Below are 18,265 nucleotides of genomic sequence, written 5' to 3' on the forward strand. Positions count from 1 at the left end.
GTCCGACTGGTCCGACTGAGGCGGTGCTGTGGGGGGGGGCGAGGGTTGAGGAGTGGGCTGGAAACTAGGAGCGTGCCTTCGGGTGGGCCTTGTCGTAGACCTCCATCAGCTTGTCGATGCTGACGTGGGTGTACTTTTGGGTGGTGGAGAGCGACGCGTGTCCTAACAGCTCTTGGATCGCCCGCAGGTCGGCGCCCCCTTCGAGGAGGTGGGTGGCGAAGGTGTGGCGCAGCGTGTGGGGGGAGACCTTGCGCATGGCGGCGATGAGCAGCATATGGGCGTCGACGATGCGCGCGATGCTCCTCCTGGTGAGACGGCCGCCGCGGGCGTTCAGGATGAGCGGATCGGAAGATTGCGGGTTGCCGCGCTCCTCGAGGTAGGCGGCGAGCGCATCCCGGGCGCAGGACCCGACCGGCACGATGCGCTCCTTTCCCCCCTTGCCCAGCACCCGTACCAGTGCCCCGGGAAGGTCCAGGTCGCCGACGTTCATCCCGGTGAGCTCGCTCACCCTGAGCCCGCAGGAGTAGAGCGTCTCGAGTACGGCACGGTCCCGGAGCGAGAGGATGTCCCCGCCACGCGGCGCCTCGACGAGCGCCTCGACCTGGTCGATGTTCAGGTGAAAGGGAAGGCGCTTTTCCTTCTTCGGCGTACTGACCAACTCGGCGGGGTTTTTCTCCACCTGCCCCTCGCGCATCAGGTAACGGAAGAGGGCCCTGATGGCAGAGAGCTTTCTGCCGATGGAACTCTTCGCGTGCCCCTTGTGCAGATGGGCGAGGTAGCGCCGGATGGCGAGGTGATTCACCTCCGCCAAGGGAAAGGTGCCGTGCGGATCTAGAAAAAGGGCGAACTGGTCAAGGTCGCTTCGGTAGGCGGCGAGGGTGTGTTGCGAGACGTTGCGCTCGTTTTCGAGGTAGCTGCAGAATTGCTCGATGGCCCGTTTCATGGTATGGGAATCTACCTCAGTGCGGTGGCACTTTACAACAGCTTTTGACGGGGAGGGGGTATGTACCAGGTGTCGCTGCAAAGGGTGGCGCGGTATGAACGGGAAGAGGTGGAAGAAGGACTCGCGCGCCTGCTCGAACCGTTAGGGGGGATGGAGCGTTACGTGCAGCCGGGCGAGCGGGTGCTGATCAAGCCGAACCTCCTCTCGGCGAAGCCCCCTGAGGCGGCGGTCACCACCCACCCCGAGGTGCTGCGCGCCGTCATCCTCGCCGTGCAGCATGCAGGCGGCATCGCGCTCGTCGGTGATTCCCCCGGCGTCGGGAGCGGCAGGCGCGTCGCCGAGCGCTCCGGCATGATGCGCGTCATCGAGGAGACCGGGGCAGAGTTCGTCCCCTTCGAGGAAAGCGCCACGGTCGGCGGCACGGGGACCTTCCGCGAGTTCGAACTTGCCCGCCCCTACCTCGAAGCAGACCGCCTGATCAACCTCCCGAAGCTGAAGACGCACGAGATGATGACCATGACCTGCTGCGTGAAGAACCTTTTCGGCGCCGTGGTCGGGACCCGGAAGGCGGCCTGGCACCTGAAGGCGGGGGCGGACAAGGAGCTCTTCGCGCGCATGCTTCTCGAGGTTTATATGCTGCGCGAGCCGGACCTGAACATCGTCGACGCGGTGGTGGCGATGGAGGGGGACGGGCCGGGCAGCGGCGACCCCTGCCAGGTGGGGCTTTTGATGGCGGGGGACAACGCGGTGGCCGTGGATCAGGTCGCCGCCGAGGTGGCGGGGATCCCGAAGAAGTTCCTCTACCTGGAGAGCGCCGCGCGCAACATGGGGCTCCCTGGATCAAGGCGGGAGGAGATCACCATCGCCGGAGCGGACCCTGCGACTGCGCTCGCACGCCCCTTGCGCCTTCCCCATCTCTCCGACGTCCAGTTCGGCCTGCCCCGGTTTTTGAAAAACCGGCTGCGTCACCAGTTCACCTCGCGACCGGAGGTGGCACCGGAGAAGTGCGAGCTCTGCGGCATCTGCGTCAAGGCGTGCCCACCCGAGGCGATCCGGGTGCAGGGAGGACGGCTGCGCTTTGACTACCAGCGCTGCATCCGCTGTTTCTGCTGCCGCGAACTCTGCCCACACGCCGCGCTCACCTTGAAAGACGGCTTCCTCCTTCGGCTCATGAAGAAGTCGGGGCGCTCCCTCTAGGGGGCGGGTTGACAGGGGAGGGGGGCGCCATTATATTTTTGCCATCCTCCGGGATGCACACAGCGAGGGATGCAAATCCAACAGGGAAAAGGAGATCACGCATATGTGGACCAATTTCTACATGATCCGTCCGGTAACCCACTGCAAGGAAGGCTGCCCTAGTTGGCCCGCCGGTTAAAAGCGGCGGGCGGATCGCACACGGAAAAGCCCCCCGGTACTCGCACGGGGGGCTTTTTGTTTGCCGCGCCTTCATCCCGCTACGCTCAAGACGAGCGCTCCCCGGCCCGTTATGCATTGGCAGGGAGGGGCGCCCCCTTTCTGCAAAGCCGACAAAGGAGCCCTTTGGATTGACAAGTGTGGAGAATTCCGCTATTCTGCGCACCTGTGCGTACGCCCGCTACCCCAGCTAAAGGTATTGAATGATTAAAGTCACCCTGCTCATACTCGCACTTTTGTTGCCTTGCACCGCCCTTGCGGCCCCTGCGCTGCCGGCGCCGGCTTCCGGGCGTGCGGAACTTCAGACGCAGCAACTCGCCTCCGCCGACCTTGCCCTTTCCAAAGGGCTCGGCCTCACTGCCGCCGATTTTCAGGATGATGACGATCTTACCGATGACCCGGACGACTTCGAGCTGAAGCTCCCTGAGATGGAGCTGCCGGATTCCGATATCCCCCTTACCTTCAATTCCAAGGTCGAGTATTTCACCCGTTACTTCCAGGGCCCCGGGCGGGGTGCCTTCGCCAAGTGGCTGTCCAGGAGCGAGCGCTACATCCCGATGATGAAGACGGTGCTCAAGAAGGAGGGGCTTCCCGAAGACCTGGTCTACCTTGCCATGATCGAAAGCGGCTTCCTGCCGCACGCGGTCTCCGTGGCGGCCGCGGTGGGCCCTTGGCAGTTCATGCCGGCCACCGGCAAGCGTTATTCCCTGCGCATCGACTACTGGATGGACGAAAGGCGCGATCCCCTGAAGGCGACCGTCGCCGCGGCGCTCTACCTGAAAGAGCTCTACGCCCTCTTCAACAACGACTGGTACCTCGCCGCAGCCGGGTACAACGCGGGCGAAAACAAGATCCTGCGCGCCATCAACATGTACAACACCCGGGACTTCTGGGAGATCTCCAAGGGGAGTTACCTGGCCCGGGAGACCAAGGACTACGTGCCGAAACTTTTGGCCGCCGCGATTATCGCCAAGGAGCCGGCGAAATACGGCTTCGCCGACGTCGCCTATCTTCCCCCCATCGACTTTGACCAGGTTTCCGTCCCCACGCGCACCGACCTCGACGTGATGTCCAAGGCCTGCAATGTGCCGATGCAGAACCTCCGGGAGCTGAACCCGGAACTGCGCCGTGGCACTACGCCGCCGGACTACGCGGGTTATTTGCTGAAAGTTCCCAAGGGGAGCGGTGCCGCCTGCCAGGAGGCGTACGCCAAGATCCCCGAGGGGGAGCGCTTTGTCGAGCGCGTGAAGAACGTCCAGTACCGGGCTAAGAAGCGCGACACCCTGGACTCCATCGCAAGGCGCTTCAAGACCACGCCGCAGGTCATCGCCGAGCTGAACAACCTGGGCAAGAAGAAGGTCAAGCTGCACGGCAAGGTGCTGACCGTGCCGGTGCAGCTGGCTTCGGCCGACGTTGCCTCCCATGCCGCTAAGCCGCCCCAGGTCGAGGCGAAGGCTGAGCTTAAGGCCGAGGCGAAGGCTGAGCTTAAGGCCGAAGTCAAGGAAGTCCACAAGTACTACACCGTGAAAAAGGGAGACACCCTGACCTCGCTTGCCAGGAGGTTCAACGTCACGGCCCGCCTGCTCTCGGCCTGGAACAACCTGAAGACCAGGGTCGCCCTCAAGCCGGGCAAGCGCATCATCGTGGCCAAGTACCAGAAGAAGGGGAGCCTGGCCAAGGACGAGGGATAGGCCCCGTCCGTCGCACTGCAGCACCTACAACCACCTGACCCGCACCACGAAAGGATAAATCAGCCGATGTACAACCTTCTCATTTCCGCAGGCGCAGCTGTCGCAGTTTTCCTCATCGTTTCCCTCGCCGCCGGCTTCCAGTACTGGTGGGCCGCGCTTTTGGGCGCCATGATCGTCTTTACCGCCTGCTTCGTTCTCATCGCCCGCAGCGTGACGAAAAAGCTCGAGGTCCTCATGGAGGGGGCCATGAAGGATATCCAGGCGCAACGCTTCGAGAAGGGGATCCGCGATCTGAAGTCCGCCCTCCGCTTTGCGAAGTGGCAGATCTACGTGGAGAGCCAGATCAACTCCTCCATCGGCATGGTCTACTTCGTGCGCCGCGAGTTCGCCACCGCGTTCCCGTACCTGGAGAAAGGGTTCTTCAAGAACTGGGTCACCATGGGGATGCTCGGCGTCACCTACATGAAGCGCAACAAGCACGACAAGATGAAGGAGACCTTCGACAAGGCGATCATGGCGACCCCCAAGGAGTCGCTCCTCTACGCCCTCTACGCCTACTGCTTGAACGAGATCGGGGAGAACGTGAAGGCGTGCGAGATCGCCGCCAAAGGGTTGGCGAAGCTCCCCGGCGACGAGAACCTGAAGCTCAACCTGGAGCTTCTGCGCGAAGGGAAGAAGATGAAGATGAAGGGTTACGGCGAGATGTGGCTTCAGTTCCACCTGGAGAGCCTGGCCGCGATCCAGAAACAGCAGATGGCCGCCATGGGCGGCAGGCGCCGTATCATCAGAAAATAGCTTGTAAAGATATCCGAAAAATGCAATATTGGGCTGTTTTTTTAAGACGGGCTTCTCTGCTCGTCTTTTTATTTGTGACGAGCCAAAGATAAAGGAGCAGTAAAACATGCAGGAGAAGATCAGAAACATCGCCATCATCGCCCACGTCGACCACGGCAAGACCACCCTCGTTGACGCCATGCTGAAACAGTCCGGGGTGTTCAGGGAGAACGAGGCGATCACCGAGCGCGTGATGGATTCCAACGACCTGGAGAAGGAGCGCGGCATCACCATCCTCGCCAAGAACCTCTCCATCCACCACGGCGACTACAAGATCAACATCGTCGACACCCCGGGCCATGCCGACTTCGGCGGCGAGGTTGAGCGCGTACTGAAGATGGTCGACTCCGTGCTGCTTCTGGTGGACGCCCTCGACGGGCCGATGCCGCAGACCCGCTTCGTACTGAAGAAATCCCTCGACTTGGGCCTCAAGCCGATCGTCGTCATCAACAAGGTCGACCGCCCGGGCGCGCGTCCTGCCGAGGTCGTCGACATGGTGTTCGACCTCTTCTGCGAACTGCAGGCCTCCGACGCCCAGCTCGACTTCGCAATCTGCTACACGAGCGCCAAGATGGGTTACGCGATGCGCGAGATGGAGCATCCCTCCGACAACATGGAGCCGCTCTTCGAGCTCATCAAGGACAACGTCCATCCCCCGGAGGGGAACCCGGAGGCGCCCTTCCAGCTCCTCGTCACCAACATCGACTACAACGACTACATCGGGCGCATCGCCACCGGCAAGATCTTCAACGGCAAGGTGACCTCCGGTGAGACCGTCGCCCTTATCAAGCGCGACGGCACCATCTCCAAAGGGCGCGTCACCAAGCTTCTGGGGTACGAGGGGCTGAAACAGGTGGATATCGCCGAGGCCTTCACCGGCGACATCGTTACCATCGCGGGCTTCACCGAGGTGGGGATCGGCGAGACCCTCGCCGCTGCCGACAACCCGATGCCGCTTCCCTACGTGGCGATCGACGAGCCGACCCTCTCCATGAACTTCATCGTCAACTCCTCCCCCTTCGCCGGCCGCGAGGGCAAGCTGGTGACCTCGAGGAACATCCGCGAGCGTCTGGATCGCGAGCTTAGGACCAACGTCTCGCTGAGGGTCGCCAACACCGCCAATGCAGACACCTTCCAGGTCTCCGGGCGCGGTGAGCTGCACCTCTCCATCCTGATCGAGAACATGCGCCGCGAAGGCTTCGAGATGGCGGTATCCAAGCCCGAGGTCATCATGCGCATGGTGGAGGGGGTGAGGCACGAGCCGATGGAATACCTCGTGGTGGACGTCCCCTCCGAGTACCAGGGTGCCATCATCGAAAGGATGGGTCCCAGGAAGGGCGAGATGGTCTCCATGAACCCGATGGGGGAGACGGTGCGCCTTGAATTCATCGTCCCCGCCCGCGGCCTGATCGGCATCAGGGGCGAGTTCCTGACCGAGACCCGCGGCACCGCGGTGATCACCCATACCTTCCACAACTACGCCCCCTACAAGGGTGAGATCCCGGGCCGGAAGAACGGCGTCCTGATCGCCATGGAGCAGGGTGAGACGACGGCCTACTCGCTCGACGCGCTGCAGCCGCGCGGCATCCTCTTCCTCGGCGCGGGTGTCGAGGTGTACGGCGGCATGATCATCGGGCAGCACGCGAAGGACAACGACCTCGAGGTGAACCCCTGCAAGGGCAAGAAGCTCACCAACGTGCGTGCCTCCGGCAGCGACGACGCCATCAAACTGACGCCGCCGCGCAACCTCACCCTGGAGCAGGCGCTCGAGTTCATCGACGAGGACGAACTGGTCGAGGTGACCCCGGTCTCCATACGCCTGAGGAAAAAGGAGCTCGACCCGACCAAGCGCAAGCGCGCCGGCAGGGCCTGATCCCAGCACCCCCGCAGCCCGACCACGGCTGCGGGGCTTTCACGAATTTCACCGACCGGAGGAGACCCCATGCACTCTCGTTCCCTGCGTTACCTGGGCCTTTTCGCCGCGCTCTCCCTGATCAGTGCCTGCGCCTCGACCCCGGCGCCGGTGAAGACACCCGAGACCTACTTCAAGGAAGGGGAGACCGCTTACGCGTCCCGCAACTACGAGGAGGCCATCAACCAGTTTAAGAAGGTGAAGGAGAGCTACAGCTCTCCCGAGCTTTCGGCAAAGGCCGAGCTGAAGATCGCCGACGCCCATTTCGATAACGGCGCCTTCATCGAGGCTGCCGCGGCCTACGAAGACTTCCGCAAGCTCCACCCCGGCAACGAGAAGGCGCCCTATGCGCTGTACCGGTTAGCCCTCAGCAACTACAACGAGATCACCGGGATCGACACCGATCAGACAGCCGTGAAGAACGCGGTGCACTACTTCCAGGAGTTCCTGGCGCAGTACCCCGCTTCCGAGTTCGTGCAGCAGGCGAAGGTGAAGCTGGCCGAGTGCCGGGGTAAGCAGCTTGCCTACGAGAACTACGTAGGGAATTTCTACCTGAGGACGGAGAAGTACGCCGCTGCGATCAAGCGCCTCAACGAGGCGCTGCAGCGTTTCCCTGGGGAGCCTGGTCTTGCTGACACCCTCGTCAACCTCGAGCAGGCTTACCGTAAGTCGGGAGATACGGCGCGGGCGGAGGAAGTGCAGAAACGTCTTGCGGCTGAGTATCCCGCGCGGCTGCGCGAGGCGAAGGGGGAAGGGAAGTCGAGTAAGGGTGACCGGGGCGAAGAGCTTCCCATGATCATCTTCAAGGACGCGAAGTAAGAAGGGAGATGAGGCGCGCCTTCCATGTGGAAGGTGCGCCCTGTTTCTGGGCGCCGGCTCAGGCCACCAACTGGTGCTGCTTGTTGCCGGCACCGCCGTTTTTACGCCCTTTTTTCTGGCGGTACATCCTCTGGTCGGCGAGGCGCCAGGACGTCATGAGTTCATCGCCGTTTTGTGCGGTGGCAGCCCCAATGGAGAGACTGAGCTGATGCGGGGCGTGCCCTTCGTTGCTCTGGACCAGCTGCTGCTGTAGCCGCTCCATCGCCTCGCGCAGGGCCGTCTCATCGGTGTTCGGGAGCAGGGCCGCGAACTCGTCGCCCCCAACACGCGCCACCACATCCTCGCGTCTGAAGGCGTTTTTCAGCACCTCGGCGGCGTGTTTCAGAAGTTCATCTCCGGCTGCGTGCCCCTGCTGGTCGTTGATCTCCTTGAGGCGGTCGACGTCGGCCATGACGATGCTCACCGGGAACTTCCTCCCTTTTTTCAGCCGCTCCAGTTCTTCATCGAAGTAGGCGCGGTTGTAGATACCGGTCAGGATGTCGTGACTGCTCAGGTAACGCAGCTTCAGCTCGGCCTGTTTTCTTTCCGAGATGTCTAGGAGCGCCCCGACCACACCACCGGAGCTGGTTCCTGGCTTTTTGAAGCTTGCACTATAGAAGATGACGTCCCGGTGCTCGCCGTCGGCGCAGGTGATGGTCCCTTCGAAGCTGCGCGGGCCGCTCCCTGCTTCGGCGGCCTCCTCGCCCCTGTTATATAGGGCGGCCAGGTCCGGCGGGAGGATGTCGTAGATGCTCTTGTTGACGTTTTCACCCCGCTTGATGCCGATCTGCTCCTCGAAGGCTTTGTTGCAGCCTAGGTATAGACCGTTGGGGTCGTTGTAGAAGATCGGGGTGGGGAGGGTGTCGATGAGGACCTGGATGAAGTCCAGCTTCTCCTTCAGTTCCTCCTCGTGACGCCGGCTCTGCTGGCGTAGCGCCGCTTCCGCGATCGAGCGCTGCACCGCCGGGACCAGGCGGGTCAGGTTCCCCTTGAGCACGAAGTCGTCAGCGCCGGCGCGGATGGCGGCAGCGGCGGCCTCCTCCCCGACTTTCCCGGAGATCATCAGGAAGGGGATGTCGGAGCCCTTTTGCTTGAGGATCTGCAGCGCCTGCAGCCCGGAAAAGCCGGGCATGACGTAGTCGCAAACGACCACGTCCCAGGAGGCGCTCTCCAGGGCATCGACGAGTCCTTGCGCGTCGTCCACGCGCCGGGCGTGCACGTCGAAGCCTCCCTGCTCGAGCTGTATCACGATGAGCTGGGCGTCGTCCGGTGCGTCTTCTACGATCAGGACCCTGAGCAGTCTCTTCATAACCGTTTTCTCCGATAAATCAGGGGATTGGGTCGCCGGGCACCCTGGAAGTGTAAACTATGGCGACGCAAAGGCAAGTCCCGTGCCGGATGGTGAGAGTGTCCCCATGTGAACGGGAAGGGGACCGGACACGCGCCCCGCGCGATGCTCATGAAGATCCCATCGGCAGGAACGGTCGCGACTAAAGAAATTAATTTTTTATCATTATTTTAGTGTGGCGCAACCTCTCACGGTAATTAATTTTAGGCGGCGTCATCGTTGCCGCAGGCGCGTGTCCGGATAGTCCCAATGAGAAGATCCGCCGACGCGGTCGTCATGCAGGTCGAGGCCGCGCCGTCTCTCATTATGGCGGCCGGCGACCGTTTTTAAAGGAGCAGGTGATGAAGCACTTTTTTTTCGCTACTACGGCGAAGGGGGTTGAGGAAGCCCTCGGAGGCGAGCTCGTCCGCCTTGGGCTCCCTGATGTGCGTGTCGAGAGTGGCGGCGTAAGTTTTGGCGGCGGCATGGAGGGGGCCTACCGGGCGAATCTCTGGCTGCGTACCGCAAGCCGGGTCCTCATGACCCTGGCGGAATTCCCCTGCCAGACACCCGAGGAACTATACCGCGGGGTGCGCTCCCTCCCCTGGGAGCGTTTCCTCACCCCGGCGCAGACCCTCGCTGTCGACTGCAACCTCAGGGATTCGGCGATGACCCATTCCGGGTTCGTGGCGCTGAAGACCAAAGACGCCATTGTCGACGCGCAGCGCGATAGCTTCGGCAGCCGCCCGAGCGTCGACACCAAGGATCCGGACCTGCGCGTCAACGTCCGGCTTTTCAAGGATCGCTGCACGGTGAGCCTCGACCTTTCCGGTGAACCGCTGGATCGTCGCGGCTACCGGCTGGATCGGCACGAGGCGCCCCTGAAGGAGAACCTCGCCGCCGCCCTCGTAGAACTCTCAGGTTGGGATGGCAGCACCCCGTTCGTCGACCCGATGTGCGGGACCGGCACCATCGCCATCGAGGCGGCCATGAAGGCGCTCCGCATTGCCCCGGGGCTGAACCGTCGCTTCGGTTTCGAGCGCTGGCAGGGGTTCGACCGGGCGGCCTGGCGCGCCATGGTGTCCGAGGCGAAAAGCGGCATCCTCGACAGGCTTCCAGCGCCGATCCAGGCGAGTGACCTCTCCCATTCGGCCGTCAACATGGCGATCCAGAACGCGCGTCGCGCCGGGGTGCTCGAGCATCTCACCCTGGGACAGCTCCCCATGGCGGAGCTCTCGCCCCCACCCGGCCCCGGCGTGCTCATCATGAACCCGCCTTACGGCAAGAGGCTCGGCGAGCAGGAGGCGCTGCGTCCTCTGTACCGGGAGATTGGCGACACGTTGAAGAAACGCTGCCAGGGGTACACCGCCTACCTCTTCACCGGTAACCTCGACCTCGCAAAGGGGGTCGGACTCAAGGCGTCGCGACGGATGGTACTGTACAACGGGCCGATCGAGTGCCGACTCCTAAAGTACGAGATGTATGAGGGGAGTGCCCCACTGTCATTAAAATAGAAGCTTGACACGTTAATCCTTTTAATATATGTTTTAATTTCGCTTTTCGGGCCTATAGCTCAGTTGGTTAGAGCTACCGGCTCATAACCGGTCGGTCCCAGGTTCGAGTCCTGGTGGGCCCACCACCTTACAAATTAGGATGATGTGGGGATGCCCTTAAAGCACCTGGTCAGACGGAAAAATACACTTCTAGTGGGGAGAAAGAGTGCACACCAAGCGGTTGCACTCTTTTTCTTTTGAGCGCGATGATAACTCCCAAAGTTTCAGATCTAGTTGGAATTACAGGTAAAATTGCCCCGGCGCACTTTGCGGAATCCTGGGACAACGTAGGCCTGCAACTGGGGGACCCGGTCTCCCAGGTTTCCCGGATCATGGTGGCGCTGGATCCCGGTCGTCCCGCCATCGAAGCAGCCATCGAAGCCCGCTGCCCGCTCCTCATCACGCATCACCCCTTCATCTTCTCCCCTCTGAAAAAGATCACGGCGGCCGACGAAACCGGTCGTCTCACCATGCTGGCCCTCAAGAACGACCTCTCCATCATCTCCCTGCACACGAACCTCGATATCGCCCAAGGGGGCGTCAACGATCTCCTCGCCGCCCGTCTTGGCATCGAGGGGGCGCAGCCGCTCAAGATCACCGGAGTCGAGGAGCACGCGAAGATGGTGCTGTTCGTGCCGAAAGGGTTCGAGGATAAGCTGCTGCAGGCGCTTGCCCAGTTCATGCCCCTTATCGGAAACTACCGCGACTGCTCGTACCAGAGCGAGGGGACTGGGCGCTTCACCCCGCTTGACGGGGCGACCCCCTACGTAGGGGAGGTGGGGGCGGGACACGCCGAGCCGGAGAGCCGTCTCGAGTTCCTGATCATGAAGGATAAAGTAAGCGCCGCCGTGGCCGCGCTGAAGCAGGCGCACCCCTACGAGGAGCCGGCCTGCGACCTGTATCCGGTGCTGAACCAGGGAGCGCCACGGGGACTTGGGCGCATTGGGACCCTTCCCGAACCGGTTGAGGCGGGAGCGTTCGCGGGCTTCGTGCGGGAGCGTCTAGGCGCCGCCGGCGTACGCCTGGTGGGGGGAGCCGGACGGCAGGTGAAGAAGGTCGCTGTCTGCGGCGGGTCCGGCGTTTCGCTTTTGCACGAGGCGGCGCGCAAGGGGGCCGACATCCTGGTAACCGGCGACGTCAAGTACCACGAGGCGCGCGAGGCCGAGGCGCTCGGCGTGGCGCTGCTCGACGCGGGGCACTTCGCCACCGAGCGGATCATGGTCGAGGGGCTTGCTGCGCAGTTGAGGGGGGCGCTTGCCGCGCGTCGCCTGGAGGCAGAGGTAATCGAGTACCAAGGAGAGCGGGAGCCTTTCGCGTTTTACTGAAGGCGTCGCTCTTTAGCACATAAAAAGGTAGTTGGGGAGGCGGAATTTGCGTAACAAACTGAAGGCGTTATACGAACTGCAGGAGATCGACCTGAGGATCGACGGGCTGGACGGGGAGAAGGCCCAGCTTTTGAGCGAGGCGCAGGCCCTTGAGGCGAAGCTTGCCGAGGCACGCGAGAAGATCGCCGCCAAGCGCGAGGAGGTACAGGCGCTTGAGGAGGAGAAGGGGGCGCTCGACGCCAACCTTGCTTCCGAGAACGAGAACATCACCCGCTCCGAGGCGCATCTCAAGGAGATCAAGACGCAGAAGGAGTACCAGGCGGTTTCCAAGGAGATCTCCACCGCTAAGAAGCAGATCACCGAGCTCGAAGAGCAGATCCTTCAAAAGATCAGCGCCATCGACGAGGCAAACGGTGAGATAACCAAGCGCGAGGCCGAACTGGCCGAGTTGGAGGGGAACGTCGCCACCCAGCAGGCTGAGCTGCAGCAGAAGGTTGAGGCGCTCGAGGGAGGCATCTCCAAGGACGTCGTCGTTCGCGAGGAGACCGTGAAGGTACTTCCGGCGAACGTGATGAAGCGTTACAGCAAGCTGCGCGACCAGCGTAGGGGTGTGGCCGTGGTTGAGGCTAAGGAAGGTAACTGCATGGGGTGCAACATGCATCTTCCGCCGCAGCTCTACAACACCTTGTTCCGTGCTGACGACGTCATCACTTGCCCGCACTGCCAGCGCATCCTCATCATGAAGCAGGAAGTGCAGGACTAGAAACCCGTTCGGCGTTCAACGTTCAACGTTCGATGGGGATCTGTACCCGGTTCGTCGGGGGAGGCTCTGCGGCGTCACCCAAGTCAGGATCAGGGGGAGGGGCCGGCGAACGTTGAACGCAGAACGTTGAACGGAATAAAGATTTTGGCCGGAGCAGACCAGATGGCCGCTGTCCACCGTAGCCTCGGCGAAGGTGGAGGGAGGAAAGTCCGGGCTCCACAGGGCATGGTGCTGGATAACGTCCAGCGGGGGCAACCCCAGGGATAGTGCCACAGAGAGAAGTCCGCCTTCCGGACCCGTAGCTAAAGGGGCTTGCCCCCCGAAGCCTCGGCGAAGGGGGGTAAGGGTGAAAGGGTGAGGTAAGAGCTCACCGGGTTCGGCGGCGACGTCGGATGCCAGGTAAACCCCACCAGGAGCAAGACCAAATAGGGAAGCGTTAAGGGCGGCCCGTCCGTGCTTCCGGGTTGGTTGCTTGAGGGCACCGGCAACGGTGCTCCTAGATGAATGACCATCGCCCGCCGCCGGGTAACCGGTTGCGGGAACAGAACCCGGCTTACGGGCTGCTCCGGCCAAAAAACCTAAAAGACGTTCTACGTTCCGCGTTCTACGTTCTACGTTCTACGTAAAACCAACGACACCGGGGCTTGCTCCTTTCGTTGATGCCATTTTTGCCGTACGTGGACCGAGGGTAAAAACGTAGAACGTAGAACATCCGTTACTCAAGAAGCAGGGCCTTCCGCACCGTCGGACGGCTTTTTTTATATCCGGGGGAAGAGGTTCAAGGTGAGTTGCTGGAACCATGAATGGCAGGAGAGGGTGGGTGGCGTGACGGCGGCCTTTGAGCGCCTCCCCGATGCGGAACGCAAGACCCTTGAGGGACTCGCCTGCGGTATGGTGGCGCACAAGGAGGCGATGCAGAGAATCGTCGCCCAGGTCGACGCCGCCGGCTCCTGTGCCGGATGCGGCGGGGCCTGCTGCGTCAGCGGCAGATACCACTTCGGCGCCGCCGATCTCCTCGTCTACCTCGCCACGAAGCGACCCCTCTTCGCTCCGCGCTTCGAAAACGGCCTCTGCCCCTTCCTGGGCGAGGGGCAATGCCTGATCCCGGCGGGATACCGTCCCTTCAACTGCATCACCTTCAACTGCGACCTGATCGAGGACCGACTGTCGCAGGAGGACGTTGCCCGCTTTTACGGCATGGAGCGGGAACTCAAAATAATCTACACGGAGATCCGTTCCCTGTTCCCGCCACGGAGCATGGACGGTCCCCTGCTTTAGGGAAGAGAAGGAGAAGAAATGGCGACAACCATCAACGACATCGTGCTCGCGCACATCGAGAACAAGCCGGCCTTTTACGCGCGCATCGAAGACATCGTCCAGGACGTCAAACCGGGGTGGTGGCAGGTGAAACTCCTGGTGCTCACCGTGCCGCTCCAGGTCTACACCTGGATCCTCGACGAAAGCCAGGTGAACGGCGCCCCCTTCACCATGTCCGGGACGCCGATCATGCTGGAAAAAATCGTCTCCCCGGAGCCTCCGGAAAAACCGCTCGACCCGGTGGAAAAGGGGGGCGGTGAGAAAAAGGGAAACGTGGTCTCGCTCTTCGACAGGAAAAAGAACCAGTAATGCCGCAGCATTTCGGGCGGGGCCGTAACGGCCCCGCCCGATGCGTTTTCCCCTCCGTCTCTTCCTTACGCCCTTTAATGGAACCGGGTTCACGCCGGGTTCTTACCACTTCTTGCCACCACTTCTTACCCCGCCCGTTAAACCATCGGAAAACCTCCCATAAATTCCCTATTTGTCTCTAATTTTGCCTTGACATAGAGCATGGCCTCCCGTATAGTTCGTGCACGAAAGTGGTATGTAGTGGTATAAAGTGGCAACAAGTGCCGGGGACACCATGTTTAGAGGAAAGTTCGACACAACCATCGACGCCAAGGGGCGCACCAGCATTCCCGCGAAATTCCGCGAGGTTCTGGTGGAGACCTTCGGCGACGAGCGCTTTTTCCTCACCAAGTCGAGCCCGGTTCGACTCGGCGAGGGGCAGGTGTGCTACGGACTGACCATCTACCCCTACCGCGAATTCCTCGCCCTCGAGGAGCGGCTCAAAAACGGGGCCGGCCTCGGGCTCTCCGTCGAGGCGCTCGCCGCGGTGCGCCGCACCATCCTGGTCCCGGCGGTCGAATGCACCGCAGACAAGCTTGGGCGCATCCTGGTTCCCAACGACCTGAGAAAGACCGCACAGCTGGAGCGCGAACTCCACTTCGTCGGCATGCAGAACAAGGTCGACATCTACAGCCAGTCCGTCTGGGCCCAGGTATGCGAGAAGGATGAACAAAACTTCCCGGTCGATTCGGCCGCGCTCGCGGAGCTTGGCCTCTAGATGCCGGATTTCCATCACATATCGGTCCTCCCGGACGAGGTGCTCGGGCTCCTCGAACCGAAAAACGGGGGGGTGTACGTGGACGGGACCCTCGGCGGCGCAGGCCACGCCGGGCTCATCCTCACCGCGAGTGCCCCGCAGGGGCGGCTCATCGGCTTCGACCGGGACGCCGAGGCGATCGCGGTGGCCACGGAGCGCCTCTCCCAGTTCGGCGACCGGGTCAGCATCTTCCAGAGGAACTTCTCCTCCATCGCCGCCACCCTGGCGGAGATAGGGGTGGATGCCATAGACGGCTTCGTGCTCGACCTCGGGGTCTCCAGCCACCAACTTGACAAGGACGAGCGTGGCTTCAGCTTCCAGACCGATGCACCACTTGACATGCGCATGGACCGCAGCTCCGGCCCGAGCGCCGCGGACCTGGTGAACACCCTCTCCGAGGGGGAGTTGAACTGCATCATCGCCGATTACGGCGAGGAGCGCTGGGCGAAGCGGATCGCCTCCTTCATCGTGAAGGCACGCGAGGAGAGCCCGATCGAGACCACGCTGCAGTTGGTCGACATCATCAAGGGGGCCATCCCGAAGGCTAAGTGGGAGGAGCGGCTGCATCCGGCGACGAGGACCTTCCAGGGGCTGCGCATCGCTGTGAACGAGGAGTTGAAGAGCCTTGAGGACGGCCTTGCCGACCTTTTGAGGCTCCTGAAAAAAGGTGGACGCGGTGCGGTGATCTCCTTCCATTCGCTGGAGGACCGCATCGTCAAGGAGGCGTTCCGGGGTGCGAGTGCAGGATGCACCTGCCCGAAGGAACTCCCGATCTGCATCTGCAACCGCACGCCGCAGTACCGGCTGCTGAGCAAAAAGGCTATCAAGGCGGGGGACGAGGAACTGAAGGCCAACCCGCGGTCCCGCAGCGCACGCCTAAGAGGCATCGAGAAGATTTAAAGAAGAGGGTAGATCTATGGCACAGAGCAAAGTCGCCTACGGCAAAGTCGCCGCACCGGCACGTCCCGGGGTAGCGGTAAGGGAAAACTGGATCAGCTTCCGTTACCTCACGGGGGTGATGGTCCTGCTTACCCTGGTTTCCATCTTCCACGTCTGGTCGAGGGTCGAGGTGATCGACCTGAACCTGAGGATCGGGGAGGCGAACCGGCAGTTCAGGGAACAGCAGCAGGAGAACAAGCGTCTGAGGGTCGAGGTCGCCTCGCTTAAGGCACCGGCCCGCATCGAGGCGCTCGCCAAGGGTGAGCTCGGTATGGCGCTCCCCAACGACCAGCAGGTGGTCCTGGTCAAGTGATCGAGAAGCGGGAGAAATGGGCAAGGGTCCGCATGCGTTTCGTGGCCCTGCTGTTCGTGGTTGTTTTCATCATCGCTGCAGGACGCGCTTTTTACCTGCAGGTTTTGAACAACGACCGACTGGTGAAGCTTGCCGAGAAGCAGCACCAGAGGATCGTGGCGCTCACCCCGAGCCGGGGCGGTATCTACGACCGCAACAACGCCCCCTTCGCCGTCTCCATAGAGATGGACTCCTGCTACGCCGAGACCCGCAACATGGAGAATATCCCGGAGGCTGCGGCGCAGTTGGCAAGTGTCCTCGGGGGCGACAGGGCTGAGCTCGAGGCGAAGCTGAAAGGAGCGAAGAACTTCGTTTGGGTCGCACGCCGCATGGCCCCGGAGCAGGCGAAGAAGGTAAAGGAACTCGAGCTCGACGGGGTCGGCTTCGTAAAGGAAAACCGGCGCTTCTACCCGAACTCCGGGGTGGCGGCCCATGTGATAGGCTTCACCGGGGTCGACCCGACCGGCCTGGAAGGGATCGAGAAGAAGTACGACAACGTCATCCTCGGTAACACCGGCTTCCTCGTCACCGAGCGCGACGCGCTCGGCCGGGACATCGCCCTCAAGAAAGGGAGCGAGGGGAAAAGCGGCTCCAAAGGGAGCAACGTCGTCCTCACCCTGGATAAGAACATCCAGTACATAGCGGAGAAGGAACTCGTTAAGACGATCGAGAAAAACGGTGCCAAGGCCGGAATCGCTATCGTCATGGAGCCGGACACGGGGCGCATCCTGGCCATGGCCAACTACCCCACCTTCAACCCGAACAACATCGCGGCACTGACCCACGAATCGGTGCGTAACCGCGCCATCGCGGACAGCTTCGAGCCCGGGTCGACCTTCAAGATCTTCCTGGTGGCGGCAGCCCTCGAGGCGGGGGTGATCAGGCCCGGCGACAGTTTCAATTGCGAAAACGGCTCCTGCAACATGTACGGCAGGACCATCCACGACACGCATAAGTACGGTGCGCTGAACGTGTCGCAGGTCCTTAAATACTCGAGCAACATCGGTGCCGCCAAGATCGGCCAGAGGCTCGGCTCGCAGCGCCTGTTCACCGCTCTCACCGGTTTCGGGTTCGGCGAGAAGAGCAGCGTCGATCTCCCGGGGGAGGTCTCGGGGATGCTCCGGCCGCAGGACAAGTGGTACGGTATCGACCTCGCCACCATCTCCTTCGGCCAGGGGGTGACAGCAACGGCATTGCAGCTGACCGCGGCGGTATCCGCGGTGGCTAACGGCGGCAACCTCATGAAGCCGTACCTCGTGGACCGGATCGTGGACGACGAGGGTGTCGTGCTGCAGCAGTTCGGTCCGCAGTTGAAAAGAAGGGTGATCTCGCCCGCGACGGCTAAGACCGTGGCCGGCATGCTGGAAGGCGTCGTCGCCGAGGGTGGGACCGGCACCGGTGCCGCGGTGGACGGCTACCGTGTCGCGGGGAAGACCGGTACGGCACAGAAGGTGGAAGGGCGCAGCTACTCGGCAAAAAAGCGCATCGGCTCCTTCATAGGGTTCGTTCCGGTGGAGAAACCCCGTCTGGCCATCATGGTAATGGTGGACGAGCCGACCGCCAACGTGTACGGCGGTGTGGTCGCCGCTCCGGCTTTCAGCGCCATCGCTCAGCAGGCCCTCTGCTACCTGAACGTTCCGCCGGACAAGAACGTGAAGAAGAAGCCGGCGACGGTGCCCGAGAAGATGACCCCGCAGGTGGAGCAGGCCGCGGTGGAGGGGGGCGCCATCGAGGGTGGCGACGCCGGGACCATGCCGAACTTCCGCGGTATGAGCATGCGGCAGGTGCTCAGGGTGATGGAGCAGCGCGGTCTCAACGTAAAATTGCAGGGAAGCGGCCGGGCGGTAGAGCAGAACCCGCCACCGGGCGCCCGCATCACCACGCAGGATCAGGTCTGGGTGCGCTTCGTGCCGTCGGCCTGACCATGGGGGGA

16 protein-coding genes, 1 tRNA gene and 1 other RNA gene are annotated in these 18,265 nt (G+C 62.3%); 16 read left to right on the forward strand and 2 right to left on the reverse strand.

The window, feature by feature from the left end; all coding sequences use genetic code 11:
* Positions 1–64: 64 nt before the first annotated feature.
* A complete protein-coding gene (xerC, locus tag E8K79_RS16625; RefSeq protein WP_136515713.1) occupies positions 65–943 on the reverse strand; it encodes a tyrosine recombinase XerC in 879 nt (292 codons plus the stop codon).
* A gap of 60 nt (positions 944–1,003) precedes the next feature.
* Here xerC and E8K79_RS16630 point away from each other — a divergent pair, with 60 nt between their 5' ends.
* From E8K79_RS16630 to E8K79_RS16650, 5 genes are all read left to right on the forward strand, one after another.
* On the forward strand, positions 1,004–2,140 hold the full coding sequence (locus E8K79_RS16630) for a DUF362 domain-containing protein (RefSeq protein WP_136515714.1): 1,137 nt from the start codon (positions 1,004–1,006) through the stop codon (positions 2,138–2,140).
* Between the two features lie 419 nt (positions 2,141–2,559).
* Positions 2,560–4,047: a lytic transglycosylase domain-containing protein gene (locus tag E8K79_RS16635; RefSeq protein WP_136515715.1), complete on the forward strand. Its 1,488-nt coding sequence runs from the start codon at positions 2,560–2,562 to the stop codon at positions 4,045–4,047.
* A gap of 66 nt (positions 4,048–4,113) precedes the next feature.
* A complete protein-coding gene (locus E8K79_RS16640; protein WP_136515716.1) occupies positions 4,114–4,842 on the forward strand; it encodes a tetratricopeptide repeat protein in 729 nt (242 codons plus the stop codon).
* 106 nt (positions 4,843–4,948) lie between these two features.
* A complete protein-coding gene (gene typA / locus E8K79_RS16645; protein WP_136515717.1) occupies positions 4,949–6,754 on the forward strand; it encodes a translational GTPase TypA in 1,806 nt (601 codons plus the stop codon).
* Positions 6,755–6,823: 69 nt separating this feature from the next.
* Positions 6,824–7,612 (forward strand): outer membrane protein assembly factor BamD, encoded by a 789-nt coding sequence (locus tag E8K79_RS16650; RefSeq protein WP_136515718.1) that lies wholly within the window; start codon positions 6,824–6,826, stop codon positions 7,610–7,612.
* Positions 7,613–7,670: 58 nt separating this feature from the next.
* Here E8K79_RS16650 and E8K79_RS16655 read toward each other — a convergent pair whose 3' ends face one another.
* Positions 7,671–8,960, reverse strand: coding sequence for a sensor domain-containing diguanylate cyclase (locus E8K79_RS16655; RefSeq protein ID WP_136515719.1), 1,290 nt, complete (start codon positions 8,958–8,960; stop codon positions 7,671–7,673).
* A gap of 380 nt (positions 8,961–9,340) precedes the next feature.
* Between E8K79_RS16655 and E8K79_RS16660 the strand changes: the two genes are divergently transcribed.
* The 11 genes from E8K79_RS16660 to E8K79_RS16710 all read left to right on the forward strand — a co-directional run bounded on the left by E8K79_RS16660 (position 9,341) and on the right by E8K79_RS16710 (position 18,254).
* Positions 9,341–10,492: a THUMP domain-containing class I SAM-dependent RNA methyltransferase gene (locus tag E8K79_RS16660; protein WP_136515720.1), complete on the forward strand. Its 1,152-nt coding sequence runs from the start codon at positions 9,341–9,343 to the stop codon at positions 10,490–10,492.
* Between the two features lie 48 nt (positions 10,493–10,540).
* Positions 10,541–10,617, forward strand: a tRNA-Ile gene (locus E8K79_RS16665).
* 120 nt (positions 10,618–10,737) lie between these two features.
* Positions 10,738–11,856, forward strand: a complete 1,119-nt coding sequence (locus E8K79_RS16670; RefSeq protein WP_136515721.1) for a Nif3-like dinuclear metal center hexameric protein — start codon at positions 10,738–10,740, stop codon at positions 11,854–11,856.
* A 46-nt stretch (positions 11,857–11,902) separates the two neighbouring features.
* A complete protein-coding gene (locus tag E8K79_RS16675; protein WP_136515722.1) occupies positions 11,903–12,619 on the forward strand; it encodes a zinc ribbon domain-containing protein in 717 nt (238 codons plus the stop codon).
* A 150-nt stretch (positions 12,620–12,769) separates the two neighbouring features.
* An RNA gene (gene rnpB / locus E8K79_RS16680) (RNase P RNA component class A) lies at positions 12,770–13,190 on the forward strand.
* 212 nt (positions 13,191–13,402) lie between these two features.
* Positions 13,403–13,897 (forward strand): hypothetical protein, encoded by a 495-nt coding sequence (locus tag E8K79_RS16685; protein ID WP_136515723.1) that lies wholly within the window; start codon positions 13,403–13,405, stop codon positions 13,895–13,897.
* Between the two features lie 18 nt (positions 13,898–13,915).
* Positions 13,916–14,245, forward strand: a complete 330-nt coding sequence (locus tag E8K79_RS16690) for a hypothetical protein (RefSeq protein WP_136515724.1) — start codon at positions 13,916–13,918, stop codon at positions 14,243–14,245.
* A 274-nt stretch (positions 14,246–14,519) separates the two neighbouring features.
* Positions 14,520–15,002: a division/cell wall cluster transcriptional repressor MraZ gene (gene mraZ / locus E8K79_RS16695; protein WP_135868500.1), complete on the forward strand. Its 483-nt coding sequence runs from the start codon at positions 14,520–14,522 to the stop codon at positions 15,000–15,002.
* Entirely contained in the window at positions 15,003–15,941 is a 939-nt protein-coding gene (gene rsmH / locus E8K79_RS16700; RefSeq protein ID WP_136515725.1) for a 16S rRNA (cytosine(1402)-N(4))-methyltransferase RsmH, read from the forward strand.
* Between the two features lie 16 nt (positions 15,942–15,957).
* Entirely contained in the window at positions 15,958–16,293 is a 336-nt protein-coding gene (gene ftsL / locus E8K79_RS16705; RefSeq protein ID WP_129127351.1) for a cell division protein FtsL, read from the forward strand.
* Positions 16,290–18,254, forward strand: coding sequence for a penicillin-binding protein (locus tag E8K79_RS16710; protein WP_136515726.1), 1,965 nt, complete (start codon positions 16,290–16,292; stop codon positions 18,252–18,254). Before ftsL ends, E8K79_RS16710 begins: the two co-directional genes overlap by 4 nt.
* Positions 18,255–18,265: the final 11 nt, after the last annotated feature.

The organism is Geomonas edaphica, from assembly GCF_004917075.1.
In the GTDB taxonomy this organism is placed as follows: Bacteria; Desulfobacterota; Desulfuromonadia; order Geobacterales; family Geobacteraceae; genus Geomonas; species Geomonas edaphica.

What these genes read in the sequence shown, in the direction of transcription:
- ftsL (WP_129127351.1), top strand. Translation starts at nt 15,958, where the DNA reads ATGGCACAGAGCAAAGTCGCCTACGGCAAAGTCGCCGCACCGGCACGT.
- E8K79_RS16640 (WP_136515716.1), top strand. Translation starts at nt 4,114, where the DNA reads ATGTACAACCTTCTCATTTCCGCAGGCGCAGCTGTCGCAGTTTTCCTC.
- E8K79_RS16635 (WP_136515715.1), top strand. Translation starts at nt 2,560, where the DNA reads ATGATTAAAGTCACCCTGCTCATACTCGCACTTTTGTTGCCTTGCACC.
- xerC (WP_136515713.1), bottom strand. Translation starts at nt 943, where the DNA reads ATGAAACGGGCCATCGAGCAATTCTGCAGCTACCTCGAAAACGAGCGC.
- E8K79_RS16655 (WP_136515719.1), bottom strand. Translation starts at nt 8,960, where the DNA reads ATGAAGAGACTGCTCAGGGTCCTGATCGTAGAAGACGCACCGGACGAC.
- E8K79_RS16650 (WP_136515718.1), top strand. Translation starts at nt 6,824, where the DNA reads ATGCACTCTCGTTCCCTGCGTTACCTGGGCCTTTTCGCCGCGCTCTCC.
- E8K79_RS16670 (WP_136515721.1), top strand. Translation starts at nt 10,738, where the DNA reads ATGATAACTCCCAAAGTTTCAGATCTAGTTGGAATTACAGGTAAAATT.
- typA (WP_136515717.1), top strand. Translation starts at nt 4,949, where the DNA reads ATGCAGGAGAAGATCAGAAACATCGCCATCATCGCCCACGTCGACCAC.
- rsmH (WP_136515725.1), top strand. Translation starts at nt 15,003, where the DNA reads ATGCCGGATTTCCATCACATATCGGTCCTCCCGGACGAGGTGCTCGGG.
- mraZ (WP_135868500.1), top strand. Translation starts at nt 14,520, where the DNA reads ATGTTTAGAGGAAAGTTCGACACAACCATCGACGCCAAGGGGCGCACC.
- E8K79_RS16660 (WP_136515720.1), top strand. Translation starts at nt 9,341, where the DNA reads ATGAAGCACTTTTTTTTCGCTACTACGGCGAAGGGGGTTGAGGAAGCC.
- E8K79_RS16630 (WP_136515714.1), top strand. Translation starts at nt 1,004, where the DNA reads ATGTACCAGGTGTCGCTGCAAAGGGTGGCGCGGTATGAACGGGAAGAG.
- E8K79_RS16690 (WP_136515724.1), top strand. Translation starts at nt 13,916, where the DNA reads ATGGCGACAACCATCAACGACATCGTGCTCGCGCACATCGAGAACAAG.